Origin of the sequence: Pseudomonas sp. NY15372 (assembly GCF_048068215.1) — a bacterium.
GTDB classification, from domain to species: domain Bacteria; phylum Pseudomonadota; class Gammaproteobacteria; order Pseudomonadales; family Pseudomonadaceae; genus Aquipseudomonas; species Aquipseudomonas guariconensis_A.
In genome coordinates this window covers 1-17,035 of sequence record NZ_JBLUPY010000012.1, presented here as the reverse complement: position 1 = coordinate 17,035, position 17,035 = coordinate 1, and the positions used below count along the sequence as shown (strand labels likewise).

16 protein-coding genes and 1 pseudogene are annotated in these 17,035 nt (G+C 59.4%); 5 read left to right on the top strand and 12 right to left on the bottom strand.

Features of this window, described 5'->3' with window-relative positions; translation table 11 throughout:
- Positions 1-147: 147 nt before the first annotated feature.
- On the top strand, positions 148-606 hold the full coding sequence (locus tag ACNFG0_RS11550; RefSeq protein ID WP_196145613.1) for an Lrp/AsnC family transcriptional regulator: 459 nt from the start codon (positions 148-150) through the stop codon (positions 604-606).
- Positions 607-718: 112 nt separating this feature from the next.
- Here ACNFG0_RS11550 and ACNFG0_RS11545 read toward each other — a convergent pair whose 3' ends face one another.
- A complete protein-coding gene (locus ACNFG0_RS11545; RefSeq protein WP_196155464.1) occupies positions 719-1,198 on the bottom strand; it encodes an NYN domain-containing protein in 480 nt (159 codons plus the stop codon).
- 72 nt (positions 1,199-1,270) lie between these two features.
- Entirely contained in the window at positions 1,271-2,005 is a 735-nt protein-coding gene (locus tag ACNFG0_RS11540) for a DUF2076 domain-containing protein (protein WP_196145611.1), read from the bottom strand.
- Positions 2,006-2,159: 154 nt separating this feature from the next.
- On the opposite strand from ACNFG0_RS11540, the gene ACNFG0_RS11535 reads away from it, so the two are divergent.
- Positions 2,160-2,816, top strand: a complete 657-nt coding sequence (locus ACNFG0_RS11535; protein ID WP_416764885.1) for a YciC family protein — start codon at positions 2,160-2,162, stop codon at positions 2,814-2,816.
- A gap of 107 nt (positions 2,817-2,923) precedes the next feature.
- A complete protein-coding gene (locus tag ACNFG0_RS11530) occupies positions 2,924-3,427 on the top strand; it encodes a hypothetical protein (RefSeq protein ID WP_416764884.1) in 504 nt (167 codons plus the stop codon).
- Between the two features lie 12 nt (positions 3,428-3,439).
- On the opposite strand, the gene hrpB is transcribed toward ACNFG0_RS11530, so the two are convergent.
- From hrpB to ACNFG0_RS11485, 9 genes and pseudogenes are all read right to left on the bottom strand, one after another.
- Positions 3,440-5,974, bottom strand: a complete 2,535-nt coding sequence (gene hrpB, locus ACNFG0_RS11525; protein WP_416764882.1) for an ATP-dependent helicase HrpB — start codon at positions 5,972-5,974, stop codon at positions 3,440-3,442.
- Positions 5,975-6,072: 98 nt separating this feature from the next.
- A complete protein-coding gene (locus ACNFG0_RS11520) occupies positions 6,073-6,495 on the bottom strand; it encodes a hypothetical protein (protein ID WP_416764880.1) in 423 nt (140 codons plus the stop codon).
- 51 nt (positions 6,496-6,546) lie between these two features.
- Positions 6,547-6,834, bottom strand: a complete 288-nt coding sequence (locus ACNFG0_RS11515; RefSeq protein ID WP_416764878.1) for a hypothetical protein — start codon at positions 6,832-6,834, stop codon at positions 6,547-6,549.
- 310 nt (positions 6,835-7,144) lie between these two features.
- On the bottom strand, positions 7,145-7,399 hold the full coding sequence (locus tag ACNFG0_RS11510) for a hypothetical protein (RefSeq protein WP_416467980.1): 255 nt from the start codon (positions 7,397-7,399) through the stop codon (positions 7,145-7,147).
- A gap of 579 nt (positions 7,400-7,978) precedes the next feature.
- Positions 7,979-9,247 (bottom strand): Qat anti-phage system QueC-like protein QatC, encoded by a 1,269-nt coding sequence (gene qatC / locus ACNFG0_RS11505; RefSeq protein ID WP_416764875.1) that lies wholly within the window; start codon positions 9,245-9,247, stop codon positions 7,979-7,981.
- Positions 9,244-10,161: a Qat anti-phage system associated protein QatB gene (gene qatB, locus ACNFG0_RS11500; protein WP_416764873.1), complete on the bottom strand. Its 918-nt coding sequence runs from the start codon at positions 10,159-10,161 to the stop codon at positions 9,244-9,246. The genes qatC and qatB overlap by 4 nt, the downstream gene beginning before the upstream one ends.
- Positions 10,142-12,013 carry a P-loop NTPase fold protein gene (locus ACNFG0_RS11495; protein WP_416764872.1) on the bottom strand — a complete coding sequence of 624 codons (1,872 nt, stop codon included), beginning with the start codon at positions 12,011-12,013 and terminating at the stop codon, positions 10,142-10,144. Before ACNFG0_RS11495 ends, qatB begins: the two co-directional genes overlap by 20 nt.
- Before the next feature lie 175 nt (positions 12,014-12,188).
- A complete protein-coding gene (locus ACNFG0_RS11490) occupies positions 12,189-13,868 on the bottom strand; it encodes a hypothetical protein (protein WP_416764871.1) in 1,680 nt (559 codons plus the stop codon).
- Between the two features lie 357 nt (positions 13,869-14,225).
- Positions 14,226-14,618: pseudogene (locus tag ACNFG0_RS11485) on the bottom strand (DEAD/DEAH box helicase); the annotation flags it as partial.
- A gap of 117 nt (positions 14,619-14,735) precedes the next feature.
- Between ACNFG0_RS11485 and ACNFG0_RS11480 the strand changes: the two are divergent.
- Both ACNFG0_RS11480 and ACNFG0_RS11475 read left to right on the top strand, forming a co-directional pair.
- Positions 14,736-15,155 carry a polyribonucleotide nucleotidyltransferase gene (locus ACNFG0_RS11480; protein WP_196145607.1) on the top strand — a complete coding sequence of 140 codons (420 nt, stop codon included), beginning with the start codon at positions 14,736-14,738 and terminating at the stop codon, positions 15,153-15,155.
- 22 nt (positions 15,156-15,177) lie between these two features.
- Entirely contained in the window at positions 15,178-16,047 is an 870-nt protein-coding gene (locus ACNFG0_RS11475) for a cation diffusion facilitator family transporter (protein WP_196166809.1), read from the top strand.
- An 8-nt stretch (positions 16,048-16,055) separates the two neighbouring features.
- Here the strand turns inward: ACNFG0_RS11475 and ACNFG0_RS11470 are convergent, their stop codons facing one another.
- Positions 16,056-16,859 (bottom strand): DUF6515 family protein, encoded by an 804-nt coding sequence (locus tag ACNFG0_RS11470; protein WP_416764869.1) that lies wholly within the window; start codon positions 16,857-16,859, stop codon positions 16,056-16,058.
- Positions 16,860-17,035 lie beyond the last annotated feature (176 nt).

The following is a 17,035-nucleotide window of genomic DNA, read 5'->3' as shown; positions in this document are numbered from 1 at the left end:
CACTCGAAATCCGTTTACGGGTGACTTAGTTTAGAAAGCGCATCACGTAAACTTAAGTTACAAAACAACTTTAAATGACCGTAACACTTTGCAAAGCATGGTTATGCGATGCCTTTACCATCGATTGCAAAGTCGACTGGAATCGCCATGGACAAGTACGACCGCATGCTACTCGCCGCCCTGCTGGAAAACGGGCGGGCCACCTACGCGCAACTGGCTCGCCAGGTGAATCTGTCCGCCCCGGCAGTGGCCGAGCGGGTCGCCAAACTGGAGGCCAGCGGCGTGATCACCGGCTACACCGCCAAGGTCGACCTGGAGAAGATCGGCCTGCCGATCCAATGCGTGATCGAACTGCGCCTGGCCAGCCACGGCAACCAGCAGGCCTACGACGCCCTGTCGCGGATCCCGCAGCTCACCGAATGCCATCGGGTGACGGGCGACCCTTGCGTGATCATGCAGGCGGCCGTGGGGTCGATGAGTGAACTGGAAGCTTTGATCAACCAGGTGTCGCAGCTGGGTTTCAGCAAGACCTCGATCATTCTTTCCAGCGCCGTGGAGCGACGGGTGCCGCTTGGGCAGTTGGAGGGCAATAGCAGGAAGGCCTGATGTTAATAGCCCATGTCGGCCCAATCGCGGGACAAGGTCACTTCCACTCGGTCTGGTGAACATGAACCTTGTGGAGCGGGCATGTCCCGCGATTTTATCCCTGAGGATGGGCTCAATGGCGCAGCAACAGCTGCCCCTCGATCGGCACATACCGGCTGGCCGCCCGGATCAATGACAACGCGGTAAGCCCAGGCACCCCATACACCACTGCCTCGACACCGTGACGCTCGCGTGCCCGCTCTAGCAGCAAATCGAAATCACCATCGCCGGAGGCCAGCACCACCTGGTCGACCCGGCTGGCGGCATCGATCACATCGAGGGTGATGCCCACGTCCCAGTCCCCTTTTGCCGAACCGTCGCTGCGCTGGATGAACGGCTTGAGCCGCACCTCGAAGCCCAGGTTGCGCAAGATCTGCTGGAACTGTTGCTGCTTGCTGTCACCGCGGTCGATGGCATAGGCCACCGCCTCGACGATCTGCCCCTGGCGGCTTACATCGGCCCAGAGCGCGGCGTAGTCGAAGTGGCAGCCATGCACCTGGCGTACGGTGTAGTAGAGGTTCTGCACATCGGCGAACAACGCGATCTTCTTCACCCTGACCTCTCTGGCTGCGTGAAAGGGGCCGCACGGCCGCAGCCCCCAATGCGTGCCAGTATGCCAGAGGCATCAGACGAAGGTGTCGTCGTCGGAGAAGAAGCCGCCGCCATCGCTGCCGTAGTCGCTGTCGGCGAAACCGCCCTGGTCGTAGCCGTAGTCACCGTTGTCGGCCACCTGGGGTTGGCTGCCCTGGTCGTTCCAGCCGCCGTTGTCGCTGGCCGGCGCCGGTTCTTCCTTGATCACCTCGACCACTTCCTCAGGTTGGGAACCATGGTTGAACAGGCTGCTGATGCCTTGCGCCAGCAGCACACCACCGGCCACACCCGCAGCGGTCTGCATGGCGCCGCCCAGGAAACTGCTGGCGCCACTGCGCGCCGGGGCGGCATTGAACGCAGGCTGCTGGCGCTGGCCGAAACCTGGGGCCGACGGCTCACGCCAACCGCCACCGGAGGCCGCAGGCGCGACGGGGCGCTGGGGTTGGGGAGCTGGCGCCGCCTCGCGCGCACCGCCGCCGAACAGCCCCGACAGGAACCCTCCGCCACCACTGCCGCTGCGGCTCGCCTCGGCTTGCGCCCGGGCCTGCTTGAGCTCGGCCTCGAGCTGCTTGTTCTGCTCGTCCAGACGCTTGATCGCGGCCTCCTGAACCAGGATCGCCTGGGCCATGTAATACGGCGCCGCAGGCTGCTGACGCAGGTGTTCCTCGATGCGCGACTGCGCCTGGGCGTCGCGGGCCTGGCCTGCATCCTCGGCTTGCTTGATGCGGCCGAACAGGCCGTCGATCAGGGTTTGCTCTTCAGTGTTCATGGGCTACCTCGTGCACAGGGCGAACATCGGATAGCGTCAAAGATGGGGCTCGCGGGCGACGGATTCAATCAGCCAAAGGGTGAAACTTTTTTCAGCGAGCAGCGGACTGGGCTAAAGTTACGCCCTGCTTTTTCTGCCATGCGATATAGACCCGATGAATCCGCTGAGCGTCCTGCGCGACTCCCTGTACTTTTTCCGCCGCCACCTGGTGAATATTCTCCAGCTCTGCCTGCCCTTGGTGGCGGCCGAGGCCCTGTGCACCCAATTGCTGTACCGTCAGCTGGGCGACGAGGCCTCCCCGGCCTACGGCATGTTGGTCAGCCTGTTGTTCTACCCGCTGTACAGCGCCGCCCTGATCCTCTACATGGACACACGCAGCAATGGCCAGGCCATCGCCAAGCGCAACCTGTTCGCCCGCGCCGTGCAGTTGTGGCCTGCGCTGGCTTTACTGATCCTCATCAGTTCGCTGCTGATCATGGCGGGCCTGGCGCTGTTCATCTTCCCGGGCGTGTGGATCATGATCAACCTGGTGTTCGCCGAGTACCTGCTGGTGCTGCGCGGCCTGCCGGTGGTGCAGGCCATGCGCGAAAGCGCCCGGATGACCACCGGACACTTCATGCGCATCCTGATCTGCATGCTCGCCGTACTGGCCCCACTGTGGCTGCTCGACGGCCTGCTGTTGATGGCCTTCCCCGAGCCGCAGCCGGGCGTGCAACTGGCGCTGGACAGCCTCAGCGGCTTCCTGCAGCTGTTCAGCAGCGTGGTGCTGTACCGCCTGTTCATGCTGCTGGAGGGCGAAGCCGGCGCGTGAGTCCTGCCGCCCGACGTACTGTTTCCCGCCTCCATTCACCGGTACCAGCTCGCAGACTCGACCGGCGGGCAGCACCCTGCTGCCCTTGAATGGACAAGGAGATTTCCATGACAGACGTCAACGACCCTCTGGTGATCAGCGAGACACTCGAAGCCTTCCAGGGACGAATCTACATGCTGGTCGATGGGCGGTCCGTCCCGTTACGGCTCAGCCGCAGCGATGACAAGTTCCACTGGGGCCTGACCCCTGAAGATGACTGGCTACAAGCAGGCGGAGCCAAGGAATCTCCGGTGTTCCACTTCGCCTTCCACTCCCATGCCGAAGGCCGCTACCACTTCGTCATTACCGGCACGGGTTGGCGAGCGAGCCAGAAGCTGGGCACCAGCCGCAACGGCTACCTGGGGCTTTACAAAGTCGCCGATGTCACCGATTTCTGGAAGCTGGAGCCTCTGAGCTGGACCGAACAGGGCCTGCATTGTCGCTGGCGTGATCACCGAGGGCATCAAGTCAAGGCCATCGCGGACACACCCCATCGCGACCGTGGTACCTATTACTACCTGAATGTCGAAGAAGGCGTGACGCACGAATTCCTGATCGAGCGCGTGGGCTGACTTGGCCCCGATTCACGTGCCCCTGGGCTTGGCCCGTGCGGTGGCTTCGGCCACCAGCGGGTCATCCGGCCAGTAGTGCTTGGGATAACGCCCCTTGAGGTCCTTCTTGACTTCCGTATAGGTGGTGCGCCAGAAGTTGGCCAGGTCCTGGGTGACCTGTACCGGTCGCCGTGCCGGCGACAGCAGGTGCAGCTTGACCTGCTGGCGGCCCTGGGCGATGCGCGGTGTATCGGCCAGGCCGAACAGCTCTTGCAGGCGCACGGCGAGGATCGGCGGGGTTTCGCTGTAATCCAGGCGGATGTTCGAGCCAGAGGGCACGGCCAAGTGCGCCGGCGCCCATTCATCCAAGCGCTGCGGCAATGGCCAGGGCAGCAGGTTGCGCAACATCGATGCCAGGTCCAGCTGGGCGAAGTGGCTCAGGCGCGAGACCTTGCCCAAGAATGGCTGCAGCCAGTCTTCCAGGCGCGCGAGCAGCGCCTCGTCGGACAGGTCCGGCCATTCGCTGTGGCCATCTTTTTCCATATCCAGCTGCCGCAGCAGCGCCACCCGCGCCTGCCACTGGCGCAGCTCCGGGGTCCAGGTCAGCAGGTTGAGCCCCTTGCGCCGGACCAGTTCGAGCAATGCCTTGGCTCGAGCGTCGTCGTCCAGGCCAGGCAGCGCCTCGCGGCTGAGCACCAGTTCACCTACCTTGGCTTGACGCTCGGCACGCAGGACCTGTTCACGCTCATCCCACTCGAGGATATCGACCCGCTCGAGCTGCTCGGCGAGCACATTCTCGAACAGCGTCGGGTCGAGCTCAGCGGCCAGGTAGATCCGCTCTTCCCGCTGGCCCTGGCGACTGCCCAGGTCAGCGATCACCAGCCAAGGGCATTTCATCAAGCCATCGACCTCGGCGAACAAAGCGGCGCGGCCATTGGCCAGGCGATATTCGGCCCCGCCCTCGCGACGCTGTTGTGCAACACGATCCGGATACGCCAAGGCAAGCAAGCAGCCCGTCCACCTCGGGTGGTCGGGATCGGAGACTGGTTGCGATGCGGTGCCGCGCAAAAACGATCGATATTGTTTGGCGAGTTGCTTAGCGCGCTGAGCACCGCTCTGCTCTCCTCGTTGAGCCTTCTGCTCACCAGAGAGAATGGCCAAGCGACTATGAAGGTCTGCACCACCACCGCGCTGAATATCGCGCTCGCCGAGCAAGGCGGCGATGTAGCAGGCCATCTCTGCCAGACCCAGCTCGTGACCTCTCAGCAGGAGGTGAGCAATTCGTGGATGACTTGGCAGCTCTGCCATGGCTTGGCCGTGCTTTGTCAGTTGCCCATCAGGTTGTAATGCGCCAAGGCGCCGAAGTAAGTCGTTGGCTTGGGAGTAAGCAGCTGTGGGCGGAGCATCAAGCCACTTCAGGTCACCCGGCTGGACACCCCACCTAGCGAGCTGCAGCGCAAGGCCTGTGAGATCCGCTTGCTGAATTTCTGGGGCGCTGAAGGCGGCTACTTGATCGTGCTGCGCTTCAGACCATAACCGATAGCAGACGCCTGGCTCGAGTCGTCCTGCACGCCCGGCGCGTTGGGTGGCACTGGCTTTGGATATCCGTTGAGTGTCCAAGCGGGTCATACCGCTGCGAGGGTCGAAACGAGGAACCCGCTCAAGCCCCGCATCGATTACGACCCGCACACCGTCGATGGTGACACTCGTCTCGGCGATGTTAGTGGCCAGCACAACCTTCCGCTTTCCTACCGGCGCCGGATCGATTGCAGCGCGTTGCTGATTCAGATCGAGCTCGCCGTGCAGCGGGCAAAGAAGTACGTCACGCTGCAGCGATGGAGAGTTGCTAAGAGCTTCCTCCAAGCCCGTCGCAACCCGACGAATCTCTGCTTGGCCTGGAAGGAATGCCAGCACGCTTCCAGTCTGATCGGCAAGCGCCTCAAGACACGCTGTGATGACGCGCGGTTCGATAAACTCACCCGGCTGCTGCGGCTTGCTCCAGATAGTAGAGACCGGGAACATGCGTCCTTCGCTCGTCACGATCGGTGCGTCATCCAGCAGGCGGGACAACCTTTCCCCTTCGAGCGTCGCCGACATCAACAGCACCTTGAGGGGCGCGTCGTCACGGAAAAGCTCCCGACCATTCAACGTCAGTGCCAGGGCGAGATCGGCATCCAAGTTTCTCAGGTGGAATTCATCGAAGATCACTAAACCGACGCCTTCAAGCGAAGGATCGCTTTGCAGCCGGCGGGTCAGTATTCCTTCTGTCACTACCTCGACCCGCGTCTTCGGCCCGACCTTGCTGTCCAGGCGGATGCGATAGCCCACGGTCTCGCCAACCTTCTCACCGAGCTCGCTGGCCATTCGCTCCGCAGCTGCGCGCGCAGCAAGACGACGTGGTTCGAGCATGATGATCGTTTGGCCCTGCAGCCAGGGCTCATCGAGCAGGGCGAGTGGGATGCGAGTCGTCTTACCGGCGCCGGGCGGTGCTTGAAGCACCACTTCATCTCGCTCTTGGAGGGCTTCAAGAAGGGCCGGCAGCGCGGCATTGATTGGCAACGAACTCATGTGTACTCCTGCGACAGACGCGCAGTATACAAAGGTTCGTCAGGTGACGGATCTGTGTAGCGGATAGCTGGCCAAACCGGGCCGCTACCCGCCATTCTTCAGTTGCTGAAGAGACCTTTAGCCAGATCCAAAATCCCGCCCGAAACGAACAGACCAATAATGATCTGCTTGTACTCGGCGAAGAAGCTCCACTCAGTCAGCCCACAGCCAACCCCGAGGAGAATGCTCGTCATGAGCACGAATCGCCACGTGGGAGCGAAAATTTTGATGAGGTTTGCGAGCGAAGTGTGCTCGATGAATTCATCAACATGCTTATTGTAAGCACGCCCCAGGATGACCGCAGTCACAAGCAGCACCCCGGCCAACCCCAGAGCGAACCACTGAGTTAGCGGAACAAAAAACAGCCCGCCACTCCCTACAAAAAGCCATTTTCCAAGCGTGGCCAGCTTCTGGCTGTAATCCTTCGCGACCTGGTCAAACCACCAAGGCATACGCGGATCGAAAAACGGTGCATCCAACATGCGCTTCCCCATAGATCTCATGACTATCGTGAAAGGTACTGGCTAGCAGACCTACCAGCGCAGATCAGCCTTGACCGCCTTATAGAGATCCGCTCGAGAAGTCATGGTGCTGAGTTGAGGTGCCTTAAGAGCTTCCTCTGCGGCACGGATATTCGCCGATCCGGACTTGCCATGGTCATTCATCAACTTCTCGATGAAGTCAGCGACCTCATAGCCCTCGTCCTTGTCGACCTTAGCTCGGTCAAGTGGGCCGGCGTACGTCCCATCCCCTTTATCGCGCTTCCAGGTGTATTTGTACTTCTGCTGCTGCAGATCCGAATGCTTCACCGTTACTGCCATGTCCTGCCTCCTAGGCTTCGAGATTTCTACGCGCAGCAAACCGCTGCATAAATTCCAGAGGTCGACACTCCAAAACAAGGAGCGTCGACCCTCTCCAATGGTTAGCTGGTATGGCAGAGCGAGGAGCAGAACCGGCAGCCATTGGACTGCGGGTACGTCACCCGGGCCTGACGAACAGCAGTCAAGCACGAGGTGTGCTCGCCCAAATCTTGGCGGTTGTAGATCGAAGGGAGGAAGGTGCAGCTACCGGTGTGCACTTCATGATCACCGTTAGCTTGCGCGCTTTTGTTCACGTAATAACGAGCCATGGTCAGTTACCCCGCTCTTTGTTGGACTGAGCGAGCACCGAGGCTGCCAACGTTTTAGTGGTCGCGTTGTACTTGTCGCTTTCCAGCACGCGACCAGCAACCGCTTCCATCTCAGCACTGGTCTGCTTACCAGATGACGATTGGGACATGGCAGAAGCTGCCAACTGCTTCTGGATAGCAGAGGCGTTCGAGTCACGCAGGGTTTCAGAGGCCAGGGTGGCAACCTTCGGGGACGTTTCTTTCGTGTTTTTAGACATAGCAGGGAGTACTCCACAGTCTTGAATCGAGATTCAGGCGGGAGCACGTTGAGCAGAAACCTCTGGTAGAGCGTTGACACCCTCCCCTGGTTATCTCTAAATGCGCATCCCACCGCTTTCATGAGCGGTATCGGGTGGCAGGTTCATGCGTTGTGTCTGCAAACGTTGCGCATGTGCCTGCTAGCTTTTTCGATTCCGCTTCAGCCGCCGAAACCCAAGATATAGTGGGCTCGTTACGACTTAGCTACAAGATAAGGGGCTATTTCGAGACGCGCAAGTTGATGGGGTGTGGATAACTTGTGCGCAAACTGTGTCTTGGATCCCATCCGGGTACTGTACGCATGCACAGCCCGCATGGAACAAGGGTTCCAGCGCTTCAATCTTGATTTATCTTGTTACAAATAACTTTTTTCTTTATCAACGTGCCCTGTTCCCCAGTACTGAACGACGCAATCCGGCAGGAATTTGCGCCGATGCAGCATGCGCATTTCTAGTGGGCACCCCCACTCGGGCAAGTCGACACCCCATCCGCGAGGCGTCGACTGGCATTGCTTTTTGCTGGGCTTAGCGATGAGACATTTAGCTGAGCTTGTAGGCTTGGTGCAGCCGGCCAAGCTCGTCCAATCCTCTGGCAAGCATTGCACTGTAACCAGCTCGATCTTGGATAAAGGGCGAGAACAGGCTATGTCCCAGCCAGTGCTCAAATCCCTCGTGGGCAACATTGGCTAACGCCATGCCAACAGACCGTACGTCCTCAAACTTCCCGTGCTGCAGATCATCCAGGCTCAGGTTGTCGTAGACGTACCGGGTGTCATCGCGTATCGCAGACCATCGTTTGAAAGAGGCACGCCGCACTTGGCAAGGCACACACCGACCGCAGTGCTTGTACCCGAAACGCTGGAATCGTCCGCAACTTGTTGAAGCCACAGCATGCTCTTTGAGCAGCTCTTGGTTTCGGCATGCAGCGAGCATTTCACCCTTGGTCATCAGGGCATACGGATTGCGAATCTGCACATTGATGCCAGCAGCATCGAGGATCTGTTGAAGCCGCCCAAGGTATTCAGGATGAGCTGTACGCGTGCTCAGGCTACCGAGCCTGGACATCGTCAATGGCGGGTTGATTGCAATGAAGCCGTTCTCACAGATGTAGAGCGGCACAGTCTGGCCCCGGTGATAACGGTCAAGCGACGTCCCCACCGCCAGGCCAAACGCCAAGAAGATTATCGAACGAGCACGCTGCGAAGGCTCCTGCTGGCCGGGTGATTTCGTGACATGGTTAAGGCCAAGTCGCTCCAAGCCCAAACTCTTGGCGAAGCGATCCTGCTTTTCTCCATCACCCCTGACGATCTGACTCACCGCATAGGGCTTCACACCTTGCTCCACCAAATCGATAGCACCGATCAAGCTGTCCAAGCCACCCGACAGAAGCACGACAGAGTCTTCGCTAGGATGCAGAGCCTGCAGTTGCGCAGGTGGCCCGAATCCACCCGCATGGAATGTGAGCGTCCAACGATCCGTGGTGAGAAAGCGCAAAGCTCCTTCAAGTGCTCGAGCTTGAGTGTTCCAGAACACCGGATCTTGAACGGCAATCTCTAGATCAATCACACGCGTCCAAGCATCAGCGCTTTTTGCACGGAGAGCAGTGAAGTCTGCTGCGACTACCGCAAGCGCAATGCTCAGGAAATCCCAAGCTCGGGGATCGATCTCCAAGTGGGCTTTCTCAAGAAGCTCGCGAGCATACCCTCCGACACTCACCTGCCCTTTCTCTGCCTTACCGTAGATCACTACCTGCATCGCATCATCGACACCCGGCACCCTGAAGTCGGCTGGGCCGCATACGAACTTCATTCTACGTACCCCTCAAACACTTCAAAGGTGTCCTGCAATGCCTGGCTGACCACCTGCGATATCCGGCCCGTTGTAAGCCGCGCCCCAGTTGCCGCAATCTTACGGAACGACGCAGAGACACACTCTTTGATGTAGTCCTTGATTTCCTTCAAGCGGCGTACAGCTACGGTTGCCGACTTAGCCTTCTCTTGAATGGTTTTACCGAGGTCGAGCTCATATCGATGGAACACATCCATCGCTGTATAACGCTCGATCACAAATGCTCGCTGCTCCGTCGAAAGGTTGAGCAGGTCAGCATCTGGATAGCGCACGAGAACGTCAGAAAGGGAGCCGCGAATGGATGCTCGCTCAGCTTCTGCATCTTGAGTACCGTCTACTGGACGCACCGCCTCAACTAGCGCATCCATCACCTCAGAAGGTGAACGCCCTTGCCACATAGCGGGATCGAGCACACCTGGTGCGGCCTGGTTGGCAGCATCAGCAACGGATTCGAGTGCAGCACCCAGAGCGCCGGCGACCGAAGCAGTGCCGCCGAATCGCGCAGTGGTTGTTTTAGACCCACCGTAGCCCTGACGTACATAGTCGCGAAGGCTTTTGCGCAGACTGCGCCGATCACCGTTGCTCGCATATTCACCTAGACCACGGCGTGCACCACCAAAACGCCCAGGTGGCGCTATTGGCTGCGGTGCTTGCGGCACCTGCCTTGGATCATCAGTCCCCTCATCACCATCGTCAGCTGCCTCCTGATCTGGATCAGGAAGCCCTTCATCTGGAGGGCCACACTCCGGATCGGTCGGATCTAACGGCTCAGGAGGAGTAGGCGGTTGAGGCGGCACCGGAGGCAATGGCGGCGTCCAAGGTGGTACGTATGGCGTGCCCTTCCCAGGCCCGTCGTTATTTTGTGACGTTCCCATTCAACTTCCTTATCGCAGTTTTTACCGGCATGCCGACGTCGGCGTTCTGCCAGAAATCGCAGACCGATTTCGCCCATGCTTCATCGCTCAATTTAGGCACAATACCGGCCTGAATCTGCGCTGGTGGACGCTCCTTCAAAAATGCAGCCAGCCTAAGCCCTTGTTGCGCATCCAGCCTTGCAACAACCAGCATCGCTTCAAGAATGTCTGGCACGCCCCATTCCTGTTCTCCACCCGCCTTGTCCAGCAAGCGATCCATAACAACGTTGATCTCAACAGGTGCAAGGGCTCCCAAACGCTCCTTCAGTTGAGGCGCCATCTCAGGCATCTCCAGCAGGGCCGTCAACAGCTCTGCAGCTTCTGAGGACAGTCGATCCTCATCTGTAATGATCGGCGCATGCTCGCGGCTCACGTAGATCGCACCACGAAGATCTTTGTCTGCCAACGCGGGAGGCAGAGCCAACCACTCTTTCACAAAGGGCTGATCCCAAGGCTGGGATAGAGCTAGAGTCTTGCCTTTGTCTATATCGTTTTCCCAGTCTCGAAGCATGGCCGGCTTCCCGTGTTTGTCGGTAGCCACTGCCTTCATCAGTTCTTCGTAGGCCTTCGGGTTACCGCTGCGCTCAAACAGCATCAGCTTCACAAGCACCGCTTCATCAACACCTACGCCTTGGGCACGAGAGATGCTCATGCGGATGGCCAGCGCGTTGAGGAAACGCTTAATGAGTCGCGGGTTGCCTTGAATACCTGAGGCAGAAGTCATGACTGCTGCCAAGCGCTCGGCAGTGTCGAACTTGCCAATCAGTTCGGAGGGGTATTCTTTGTACAAGCCCTGCATGAAGGCTCGATCCACGCGACTGCCTTGCCAGGTCGTACGGAGCTGGCCGCGTACTTTTAGCCGGATATCCTCTAGCACCTCTTTCGGCAACGCGCTGTTCTCAAGGAACAGCATCATCATGTACGCCCTCACCTCCTGGGTACCCAGTGGAGGAACACGAATGGGCACCTGAATCAGCTTGTCGAAGTAGCTGGTGACCAGGAAATCATCCGGTACGCCGCTGAAGTGCTTGCGCACCGCGTGCTTGATCATCTCGTTATCGGCAGCAATCACGAACGCTGTGTTGCGCAGGAACAGGAAGAGACGGATAGCTTCGAGAGTAGAGATCGTGGTCTCGGGAAGGCAACGATCAAGGTCGTCGATAAGCACCACCAGCGTGACGCCCAGCTCGTCGAGGATGTCTTCAAAGTTATCCCTGAGGGCTTGGATCTCTTTCGGTGGGGATTTCCTGGGAGGTGCGCTACGGAACAACTTTTCCGCCTCACCTTTCGCCTCTTCGGCGGCCTCGTGTACCGCCTCAATCGCGTCTTGATCGACCCCACCAGAACGGACTCGGTCGTACAGTCCTACTACATCGTTTATCAAGCCAGGCGCTGGAATGCCTGTTGCGAGGGATACGATGCCATTACCGGCAAGCTTGGCGACACGCAGCCAATTCACACGCGCGGCGAGATCAGCAACTTTTTCTAAACCTTTTCTACGGGCCTTCGCCTCAGCTTCCAGCTGCGATGCGATCACGTCCATCAGCGCTGCGCGTGCATCGTCGTAACCTTGATACAGCCAGGCATTGAACTCAACGAACACGAAGTCTTTGGCCGGCTTTTTACCCGGCTCGGGCGGGTTTTTCAAAGAGGCCTGGATCAGCTTGATCATCGACGACTTGCCGGCGCCCCAGGCTCCAGAGACGCCGATGGAAATCGGACGGCCGTTGGCTGAGTAGATAATCTCAGCAACAGTGTCTGCTACCCCTGAGAAATTGAGGAAGTCAGTATCCGTCTCGTTATCAACCCACATGGCAACCCTCCCTGGAAGTCTTGGTGTGAAGCAACTCCGGCCAATAGTAGCCGTCGCGCTTGGCAACTGGCCACTACAACCGGCACGACTTACATGGGAGGTGATCGTCTGTCGCGAGCTTGCATGTGCCCCGCTCGCCTAAAGGGTCAGCCAGGCTGAAGGGACTCTGGTGAGATCAGTCAGTTACTGCCGGTAGCTTTGATCCATCCCAGTCGTCCAAAACAGTCCACGCTTCGCCAGGCTGCAGTTGAACCACAACACTCGTCTCTGAAGTCGCGCGAATCTCAACCCTTGGCTCACCGCGTTCTTCGATGTCGCTGAAGTAGAGTGCTTCAACGCCCGTATAAATATATTCCCTCCTTGGCGCCCGTATGACCGTCCCAAACAGCCCGAACACCAACGAGTCTTCTTGCGCCAGCTTGATCTGAGAAGAACAGCCTCTGGACTGAGCGCGCTCCATTGCACCAGGCTCGTACTCATTCAGTACACCTGAGCAAACAAAACCAGAGGTCTGCTGCGTATGGACGGGGCCAGCTAAAAGCTTCACGTACTTCTTCAGCTCTTTATAAAGCTCATAGTCGAAGTCGAGCTCATTCAGCAACACAGGCCTACCACACTGCTCAGCGATCTTGCGTGCAACGTCTAAATAGAGAATCACCCACTGCAACTGGGCGTGGAACTCATCGGAGACCGTGCTCGATTTTGAGTCAAACGCTGCAGCATTGCTGCCAACCTCCAGCTCAAAAACCAGCCTCCCCTTGTCCATCAATTGGGCTGCTTTCAACAGTCGAGAAAACCGAGGCAGCTCGAGTAGTATGTTTTTCCCCTTCCAGGGCTCAACGTTGAATGACAGATCAAACTGATAATCCTGGCCCTCATGCGAGCAATGGGCTTTGACCGCGATGAAGCCCTCGAAGGCCGAGCCCTCGAAGACTGTTCGTAAAGTGCCGGAGGTGTAGTAGCAGGTGAATGACTCAAGGAACACTTCGCTCCCGTTATCCGTGCGGATGTAGAGATTGGCTACGATCGGCTTCTTGACCCCGCCGATAACCAGCACCCCTTGGCCACCACCATTGGCTTTCTGCTGAATAGCGTCAAAGAGTTTGGAACCCTTGAGCTCAAAATGCTTGCCGGGGATCCTGAGCTCCCTGCCTTCTTCAACAAACGCTTTTTGCGCCGCCCAGAAGTCATCCAGCTTATCGAGGTTCTGCAAAACCAAGTCGATGCTGACCTTGTCCTGAGCCGCCTGAATCACATGCGTGTAGTGATTTCCGCTTTTGTTCACTTCAACAGTGAAGCGCGAATCGAGGTTTTCCAGGTTAGATTCGTAGCCCTTCACTATTTCCGCTACAGGTGTCTCAAGCGGGTCGTTAGCTCGATTCACGAAGCGATGGAGCAGATCTACTGAGCCTTGCTCTGCAGCTACCTTCACTTCCTTTTCGGTGAAGCTTTTCTGATTCAGTAACGAGTTGGATCTAGCTTCCGCATCGCGCTTCCACTGAAGGAGGGTTTCGACACTAAAGGCAGAGTCGTCTGCATCGATCAACCTTGAATGTGTCTGGCACATCCAGATGCCGTTATCGAAGTGCTTTCGCTGTTCTGAGGTTTGCTGTTCGTCGTACCTCGGGCCACCTGGCGCAGCGGCTTTGATGTGGCATGCAACACCAACGCTTACTGTGCCTCCTCCATCTGATTTCGCACCATGAGTGTGTACGTGACAGCCAGGGTATGAACACACATTTCCAGCACTGTCGCGAATCTTCTGCGGTGTTAATCCTACGAAGTCGTCACGCTTTGGTTTGGCTTCGGTGTTCTTCTCAGCGCTAGTTTTTGGCTTAGCTTTTGACCCGCTCATGCACTGCCCCGGTGATGAATTTGGATGTGCTGATGATGCTAGGAAATAGAGATGATTGCGATGAGGGCGACGCGCTGGCCGGATTGGACGGGGCGGTTTAGGTGAGGGTCGAGTGGGTGGTCTGGATGGGACTGAGGTGGGATGGGTTGGATGGTCTGAAGGGTGACCTTGGTCGACGTGGGCTGGTGGGCTGGGTTTGCGATCGTGGCACCTACCGAGGGTGAGATTTGGGATCGCACCGAGGTTGCTTTGGGATGGAAATGCAGGAAGGAAGGGCTAGGGAGATGACCTGGATGTGGATCAGTGGAAAGAGAGGAATGCCCTGCGTTTTGACAAGAAAGTAGGTTTTTTCAGTGAAAGTGACAAAACGTGGAATTCATCGAAGATCACCAGCCCTACCCCCTCCAGCGCAGGGTCGGCCTGCAAGCGGCGGGTGAGGATGCCTTCGGTGACCACTTCGATACGTGTATTGGGGCCGACTTTGCTGTCCAGGCGGATGCGATAGCCCACGGTTTCGCCGACCTTTTCACCCAGCTCGCTGGCCAGGCGCTCGGCGGCTGCGCGGGCGGCCAGGCGGCGGGGCTCGAGCATCAGGATGGTCTGCCCGGCCAACCATGGCTCATCGAGCAGGGCCAGAGGTACGCGGGTGGTCTTGCCGGCGCCGGGCGGCGCCTCGAGCACGGCCTCGTCGCGCTCGGTCAGGGCCTGGCGCAAGGCGGGCAATACGGCATCGATTGGTAATGAAATCATGGTGGTCCTCGAACTGTGGTCCGAGTATAACGGCGAACCACGCCTGGCTTATCATGGTCTGAACAACAGGAGCTGGCGTTTGGCCTGCTCCTTCGGGTTACCGTTTCGGAGATTCACATGCGCATCCACTCCCGCATCATCGGTGGCGCCCTCATCGCCACTTTGCTGGCCCAGCTCACCGCCTGCGGCACCATCTTCTACCCAGACCGCCGCGGCCAGATCGAAGGCAAGATCGACCCGGTGGTCGCTGCCCTGGACGCCATCGGTATCCTGTTCTATGTCATCCCGGGCCTGATCGCCTTTGGTGTCGACTTCGCCACCGGTGCCATCTACTACCCTGGCGGCACCACAGCCCATGTCGACCCGGCCAAGCTCAAACCCGCCATCAAGGCCGACGGTCAGGTCGACAACGCCAAGCTGCAGGCTATCCTCGAAAGCGAACTGGGCCAGCGCCTGCCGCTGAACGACCCACGGCTGATCCAGCACCGTGGCAGCGTCGAGCAGTTGGCCGCCTACGGCCTGGCCCCGGCCGCCTGATAGACGGGAACACCTGCCCGGCATGACCTCCAGCGCCGAACACCAACGCCTGCTGCGGCTGGCCACGCGCGCCTCCCTGGCCGTGGCCAGCCTGCTCGTGCTGAGCAAGGCCGTGGCCTGGTGGTTGAGCGGCTCGGTCAGCTTGCTGGCCGGCCTGACCGACTCGGCGCTCGATGCGGTCGCCTCCTTTCTCAACCTACTCGCGGTGCATTACGCCTTGCGCCCGGCTGACGACGACCATCGCTTCGGCCACGGCAAGGCCGAAGCTCTGGCCGGCATGGCCCAGGCGCTGTTCATCGGTGTCAGTGCGGTATTGATCGGGGTACAGGCGGTCGAGCGGCTGCAATCGCCACAGCCGTTGGGCGACACCGCCGCCGGTATCGTTGTGATGGTGCTGTCGCTGGTGCTAACCCTGGCTCTGCTGGCGTTCCAGCGCAAGGTGATCCGCGCCACCGGCTCCACCGCGGTGCGCGCCGACTCGCTGCACTATCGCTCCGACCTGCTGCTCAACGGCAGCATCCTGCTGGCCCTGTTGCTCGCTCGCTTCGGCTGGCCACAGCTCGATGCTCTGTTCGGCCTGGGCATCGCCGTCTACATCTTGTGGAGCGCGCTGCAGATCGCGCGCGAGAGCACGGCGATCCTGATGGACAAGGAACTGCCTGCCGACATCGGCGAGCGCATGCTCGAGCTGGTGTGTGCCATTCCCGGGGTGAAAGGGGCACATGACTTGCGTACGCGGATCTCGGGCAATCGCTGGTTCGTCCAGTTGCACCTGGAACTGCCAGGCGAACTGGCCCTGCATGACGCCCATGCGCTGTGCGTACAAGCCTCCGAGGCGATCCGCCAGCGTTATCCACAGGCGGACGTGATGGTGCATGCCGATCCGGTGTAGCCAACGCCTCAGTTCACGCTATAGCCCCGATCGCTCAGGCACGCCCCCAGGGCTCGGTGATACGCATCCGCGACATGGACCGGCGGGGCGGAAGACGCCGAAGCCGGGTCGAACCCCGATTGCTGCACGGCCCAGCGGTGACACTGGTAGCGGTCCCGGTCCTGTTGTGCGGGTGTCTGACCGGACAGCGGGTGGGCGACCACATCGTAGCCAGTGCCCAATGCCGGCCCCGGTGGCGGCAGGATGTTGGGTGGGTTGACCACCACATAGCCCTGGTCGCCGCCCAGGTATTGGTAATAGCTGTCGGCCACCAGGAAGAACAGTGAATCTCCGATCCAGACTTCCCTGGCGTAGGTGGGCAGGGAGCTCACCCGGACGCCGTATGGCGGCGTCACCACGATATAGCCACCACCGTTGGGCCTGTACCAATAGCCGCCGGAATAGAAATAGTCCTGCCCCTGGTAAGGCACCTTCCAGTAGCGGTCCGGAAAACGATCGACCCTGTGCCCCGGACGATACTGCGGCCCCGGGCCCCAGCCATCGCCATGGCCATCGGGGCGCCCGGCCCAATTGCCACCCGGGCGCTGCCCGTGCCCGCCTGCATCCCAATGCCCACCGCGACGAGGAATATCCTGGTAATAGCCCTGGCGGGGCGGCTGAGTCTGGCGCACTTCGTCCCGCGAATTGAGTGGCGAGGTGCCCATGGCGCCGCCATTGGGATCCTGCGGGCCAGGCTCCTGGGCCAATACGCCCAGGCTGATACCCAGCCCCAGTAAACCAATACCGGCCAATTGCCAGATGCGCGACGTCATGATGCCCTCTCGAAAACCGCTGGATCTGCCAGCAGTCTACCGCGCCCGCAGGTGGGCGGATGAAATCCAGGATCGAGTAGGAGACGGGCTCTCACCCGTCGTCCTCTCACACCACCGTGCGTACGGTTCCGTACACGGCGGTTCAGGTTATGCGGCTAAGCCTGTTGATCGTATCG